Source organism: Micromonospora globispora, from assembly GCF_003857015.1.
Taxonomy (GTDB): domain Bacteria; phylum Actinomycetota; class Actinomycetes; order Mycobacteriales; family Micromonosporaceae; genus Micromonospora; species Micromonospora globispora.
Map to the genome: position 1 here is coordinate 1 of NZ_QGGF01000026.1, position 5412 is coordinate 5412.

The following is a 5412-nucleotide window of genomic DNA, read 5'->3' on the forward strand; positions in this document are numbered from 1 at the left end:
GGGTGACCGGCCAGGGCGATCAACGCGATGCGGCACGCTCGCACTGACGCGGCGGCGGTCAGGCCGCCCCGTCGGTGAGGATCGGCAGGACGCCGGTCAGCTCGAGCACCCGTCGCACGTGGCCGGCCGGGGTCCCCGTGGCCGACAGCAGTTTCGTCGAGAGCTGCTTCATTGGGTTAGTCCTCGCCGATGCGATCCGCTTTGGTGGTTGTCTTGAACGGGGTGGGTGCCTCGGGTGGTTCGCCGCTGATGTTGGTGATGATGGCGGCGGCGAGGTCGCGGAGTTTGCTGTTGCGGTGTTGGGATGCCTGGCGCAGCAGGCCGAAGGCGGTCCTGGCGGTGCAGCGGTGTTGAGCCATCAGAATCCCGATGGCCTGGTCGATGATCGAGCGGGACGCCATGGCCTCGCAGAGCTGCTGCTGCACTTCTGTCTGCTGTGCCTGGCGCAGGGTCAGGGCGAGGGCTGCGGCGCACTGGGCGGCGAACGCTTCCGCGTGCTGACGTTGCGGCCCGTCGAACGCGGCGCGCTGCGTGGAGTAAAGGTTCAGCGCGGCGATGGTCTGGCCGTCGACCAGGAGGGGTATGGACAGGGAGCTGACCACGCCGTGGGCTATGGCATGCGGCCGGTACCGTTCCCAGCGTTCGTCCCCGGCCAGGTCGTCGATCTGGGTCACGACGCCGCCGCGGAGGGCGTCGAGGCAGGGGCCTTCGTCGGCGCCGTACTGGATCTCGTCGAGCTCTGCGGCGAGCACGTCACTGTTGGAGACAGTGAACGGCCGGCCGTCGCGGCGCAAGGTCAACCCGCACGAGGCAGCGGGGGTGACCACGTCGGCGGCGAGCCGGACCACATCATCAAGGAAGGCGTCGAGGTTGGGTGACCCGACGAGCAGATCCAGCAGGTGACCGTAGGCGGCGGACGTCAGGGCAGACGGATCGGAGGAGCTGGACACGGGGAACCGGCTTCCTAAAGCAACGCTTCGGTTGGTCGATCGACCGAAGGCGGCGCCGTCTCGATTTGGCGACGTGCAAGAAACCACCGGCTGTCCCAGTATGCGCCTTGTGCGGCTGACGGCAGCGTGTCAGTGGTGTCGGGGGGCATTCGATCGGGAGTACGCTGTTGGCCGGGTTCGGACATGAGCCTGGGGCGACCGCCCACCGGCGCCGTTGCGATTAGTCGTGGTGGCCTCGGATCCTCTGCCGTATGCGGCGGGAGGGCCCATGTTCACCCACCGGATGTCTGCCAGGTTGAAGCCTCGCCCCTACCGCGACCCGCTTCTGTCACTGCACGTTGCCACCTCCGGCCGGGTCACCGTTGTAGTGGTCCGTGGCGAGGTCGACATGAGCAACGCCCACTTGCTGACCGATCTTGCCGGATGCCTGCTGTGCGATCACCCCCCGCGGCTGGTGCTGGATCTCGCGAAGGTGACGTTCTTCGGCGCGGCCGGGATCAACGCACTGCTGCGCATCCAGCAGGCGGCCACCGCTGACGCGGTAGACCTGGTCCTGTGTGACCCGTCTCGGATCACCGTCAGAGTCCTCACCGCAACCGGAGACATCGACCGGTTCCGAAGCCACACCACCACGACCACCGCTTGACACCTCCGTCGAGTACGAGGCTGGTGACCAAGAGCGGCAGCGCCAGCGAGCGGGCTCGTCCTTGGCGGAGGACGTTTCCAGTTCGGTTGTCTCGCAGGGGGTGAGACTCCACCCATTGTCTGAACAGGAGTCGCGTAGCTGAGGCGCTGTTGGCAGGCAACCCCTCTCGTGGATCCGGGCCAGCGTCGGGTTACCGCTCGATCATCTGCATCTGGGCCTCGGTGTGGTGGCCGCCCTCGGCCGGGGTGAGGCGGTCCAGGGTCGCAATCTGCTCAGCGGTCAGTTCGACGGCATCGGCGGCAGTGTTCTCCTCCACCCGGCTGACGCGCTTGGTACCGGGAATGGGCACGATGTCGCCGCCCTTGGTGAGCAACCACGCCAGGGCCACCTGCGCCGGCGTGGCGCCCACCTGGTCGGCGACCGTTTGCACCTGGTCGGCGATGCGCAGGTTGCGCTGGAAGTTCTCGCCGGTGAATCGCGGGTTGTTCTTGCGGAAGTCGTCGTCGTCGAGGCGCTCGACGTCCTCCGGGGTGCGCAGCGTGCCGGTGAGGAAGCCGTGGCCCAATGGGGAGTACGCGACCAGCCCGATGCCCAGTTCGCGCAGCACCGGCAGCACCTGCTCCTGGTCCCGGGTCCACAGGGAGTATTCCGATTGCAGCGCAGTGACCGGGTGGACCGCATGCGCGCGGCGGATCGTGTCGATCCACGCCTCGGAGAGGCCGACGTAACGGACCTTGCCCTGCTCCACCAGCCCGGCCATCGCGCCCATGGTGTCCTCGATCGGAGTCTGCGGATCGACCCGGTGCTGGTAGTACAGGTCGATGTGGTCGGTGCCCAGCCGGCGCAGCGAGCCCTCGACCGCGATGCGGATGTTGTCCGGGCTGCTGTCGCGCGTCCACGGGCCACGGCCATCGTGCGCGACCAGCCCGAACTTGGTCGCCAGGACCACCTGGTCGCGTCGCCCCTTGATCGCCCTGCCGACCAGTTCCTCGTTGACGAACGGGCCGTAGATCTCCGCAGTGTCGATGAGCGTGACACCCAGGTCGAGCGCCCGGTGGATGGTGCGGATCGATTCGGCGTCGTCGCGGCCGGCGCCGGTATAGCCGTGCGACATTCCCATCGCACCCAGGCCGATCCGGGCGACCTCGAGGTCGCCGAGCTTGGCGGTACGCATGTTGGTCCCTTCGTGTCGTTCGTCGAGTGGGCCCCGCTGTCGCGCGGCGAGGCCGGGGGCAGCGGGGGTGCGGCGTGGATCAGGCTTCGGGGATCGGCCGGCCGAAGCTCTCGAGGGTGATGTCGGCCGGCTCTGGCCCGCCGCGCCGGCCGGTGTCGAGGCCGTCGATCGCGACCAGTTGCTCGCCGGTGAGTTCGAAGTCGAAGACGTCAAAGTTCTCCGCGATGCGCTGCGGGTTCGTCGACTTCGGGATCGCCGAGCGGCCCTGCTGCAGGTGCCAGCGCAGCATCACCTGCGCGGGCGTCTTGCCGTGCGCCTTGGCGATCTCGCCGATCACCGGGTCCTGCAGAGTGCTGCGGTGCTCACCGTCCCGGTAGAAGGTGATGCCGCCGATCGGCGACCAGGCCTGGGTGAGGATGCCGTGCGCCACGCCGAATGCCTGCACTTCGCGCTGGGTGAAGTACGGGTGCACCTCGATCTGGTTCACGGCCGGCACGACCGTCGCCCTGTCCAGCAGCGTGGTGAGGTGGTCGACCATGAAGTTGCTGACCCCGATGGCGCGGACCTTGCCGTCGGCGAGCAGCGTCTCCAGGGCGCGGTAGGCCTCCAGGGTCTTGTCGAACTCCGACGGCAGGGCCTGGTGCAGGATGAGCAGGTCGATCTGATCGACACCGAGCTTGCCCGCGCTCTTGTCGAAGCCGTGCAGGGTCTGGTCGTAGCCGTAGTCACTGATCCAGATCTTGGTTTCCAGGAAGACGTCGGCCCGATCGAGGCCGGACTTGCGGAAGGCCTCGCCGACTCCCCGTTCGTTGCCGTAGGCCGCCGCGGTGTCGATGTGCCGGTACCCGGTTGACAGCGCTGCCTCGACTGCGGCGCGGGTCTCCTCGGGTGGGGTCTGGAAGACGCCGAACCCGAGCGCGGGCATCTCGACGCCGTTGTTCAACGTCAGTTCCCGGATGGTCATGGGATGGGTTCCTTTCGGTTTCTGGGTAGCAGGTGGATGGTGACCGCGCTCGCGTTGGGTCCGACGACGGATCCGACGATGGCGGGTCCGTACCGGTCGTATTTGGCGTGGTAGGCGGCGTCGATGTCGACGTGGACGTCCGGGGCGGGCTGGGCGAAGACCACGTCCCGTTCCGGGCCGCCGGCCCGGATGCGGCCCGCGCCGCTGCGCAGGGCGCGAAGGAACCAGGGGTTGGCCGGGCCGCGGGCCGAGCGCACATACAGCTCGTCGCCGGCGCGGACGACCCAGATCGTGACATACGGTCGTAGCGTGCCGTCCGGCCGCAGGGATGCGAGCTCGAGCTCCTCCGCCCGGCCGATCGCCGTCAGCTCGTCCCTCGTCCAGGACGCCGTGGATTCGTGGGCGACAGTCTTTCGTTCTCCCTTGAGCGCGGAATCATGTCGGCCGGGAGGGGTAATGGCAGGGTCCCTCTCCGCAGGTTTGACACCGGCGAATCGCTACTGACCGGCACTGATGCGCACGAGGGACTTGGTGGCGCGGCGCTCGATCATGGCGGTGTAGGCGTCGGCGATGCCGTCGAGATCGGTTTCGTAGTCGAAGACGAGGCCGGGGTTGACGCGGCCGGCGAGCACGTCGTCGAGCAGCTCGGGGATGTAGCGTCGGGCGGGGGCGACACCGCCGCGCAGGCCGACGTTGCGGAAGATGACGGTGTCGATCGGCACGACGGAGTCGTGGGGCACGCCGATCGCGCCGACGATGGAGCCGACCCGGGCGATGCTGAACGCGGTGGCCATGGACTGGCCGGTGCCGACGCATTCCAGGGCGGCGTCGACGCCGAGGCCGCCGGTCATGTCCATGATCAGTTTCGTGACGTCGTCGCCGCGTTCGATGACGATGTCGGTCGCGCCGAACTCGCGTGCGAGGGCTTGCCGGGTGGGGTTGCGGCTCAGCGCGATGATCCGGTCGGCGCCGAGTCGCTTGGCGGCGATGACCGCGCAGAGGCCGACGGCGCCGTCGCCGACGACGGCGACCGTGGCGCCGGGCTCGATGCCGGCGCTGACCGCGGCGTGGTGGCCGGTGCACATCACGTCGGACAGGGCGAGCAGAGACTTGAGGGTGGTGTCGGAGTGGCCGCCGCCGGGGACCTTGACCAGGGTGGCGTCGGCGTACGGGACCCGGACGAACTCGCCTTGGCCGCCGTCGATGCCGTGGTTGCCGAAGGAGCCGCCGTGCAGGCAGTTACCGGTCCACCCGGCGGCGCAGTTGGCGCAGGTGCCGTCGCAGTAGGTGAACGGCGCGACGACCAGATCCCCGGGCCGCAGGGTGGTGACGTCGGCGCCGACCTGCTCGACGACGCCGATGAACTCGTGGCCGATCGGGCCGAGCGCGTGCGGGTTGACGCCGCGGTAGTACCACAGGTCGGAGCCGCAGACGCAGCCCAGCGTGACGCGCACGACCGCGTCAGTGGGAGTTTCGAGGCGTGGGTCGGGGCGCTCGCCGACGGTGATGTCGCCGGGGCCTCCGAAGAGCGTGGCGCGCATAGCGGGCGTTCCTAATGAGTTCTGGGAGTGAGCCATCCGGCAAACTCCTGGTGGGTAGGTAGCCGCCAGTTGGTGAGCACTCGTCGTTCCTGGACATCGAGTCCTGATGAAAGATCGTGCCCCGGCTGGTCGGTGTG

General features: G+C 68.6%; 6 protein-coding genes. 1 reads left to right on the forward strand and 5 read right to left on the reverse strand.

Annotation, left to right across the window (positions count from 1 at the left end; translation table 11 throughout):
- Positions 1-176: 176 nt before the first annotated feature.
- Positions 177-950 (reverse strand): GAF and ANTAR domain-containing protein, encoded by a 774-nt coding sequence (locus tag DKL51_RS00705; RefSeq protein ID WP_124811611.1) that lies wholly within the window; start codon positions 948-950, stop codon positions 177-179.
- A gap of 268 nt (positions 951-1218) precedes the next feature.
- Here DKL51_RS00705 and DKL51_RS00710 point away from each other — a divergent pair, with 268 nt between their 5' ends.
- The gene (locus DKL51_RS00710) at positions 1219-1596 is read left to right on the forward strand and encodes an STAS domain-containing protein (RefSeq protein WP_109945286.1); all 378 of its coding nucleotides are present in this window, start codon (positions 1219-1221) and stop codon (positions 1594-1596) included.
- A 190-nt stretch (positions 1597-1786) separates the two neighbouring features.
- Here DKL51_RS00710 and DKL51_RS00715 read toward each other — a convergent pair whose 3' ends face one another.
- From DKL51_RS00715 to DKL51_RS00730, 4 genes are all read right to left on the reverse strand, one after another.
- Entirely contained in the window at positions 1787-2770 is a 984-nt protein-coding gene (locus DKL51_RS00715) for an aldo/keto reductase (RefSeq protein ID WP_109945287.1), read from the reverse strand.
- 79 nt (positions 2771-2849) lie between these two features.
- Positions 2850-3734 (reverse strand): aldo/keto reductase, encoded by an 885-nt coding sequence (locus DKL51_RS00720; protein WP_109945288.1) that lies wholly within the window; start codon positions 3732-3734, stop codon positions 2850-2852.
- The gene (locus DKL51_RS00725; RefSeq protein ID WP_124811612.1) at positions 3731-4192 is read right to left on the reverse strand and encodes a DUF2255 family protein; all 462 of its coding nucleotides are present in this window, start codon (positions 4190-4192) and stop codon (positions 3731-3733) included. The genes DKL51_RS00720 and DKL51_RS00725 overlap by 4 nt, the downstream gene beginning before the upstream one ends.
- Positions 4193-4231: 39 nt before the next feature.
- Positions 4232-5311, reverse strand: a complete 1080-nt coding sequence (locus DKL51_RS00730) for a zinc-dependent alcohol dehydrogenase family protein (RefSeq protein ID WP_243420471.1) — start codon at positions 5309-5311, stop codon at positions 4232-4234.
- Positions 5312-5412: the final 101 nt, after the last annotated feature.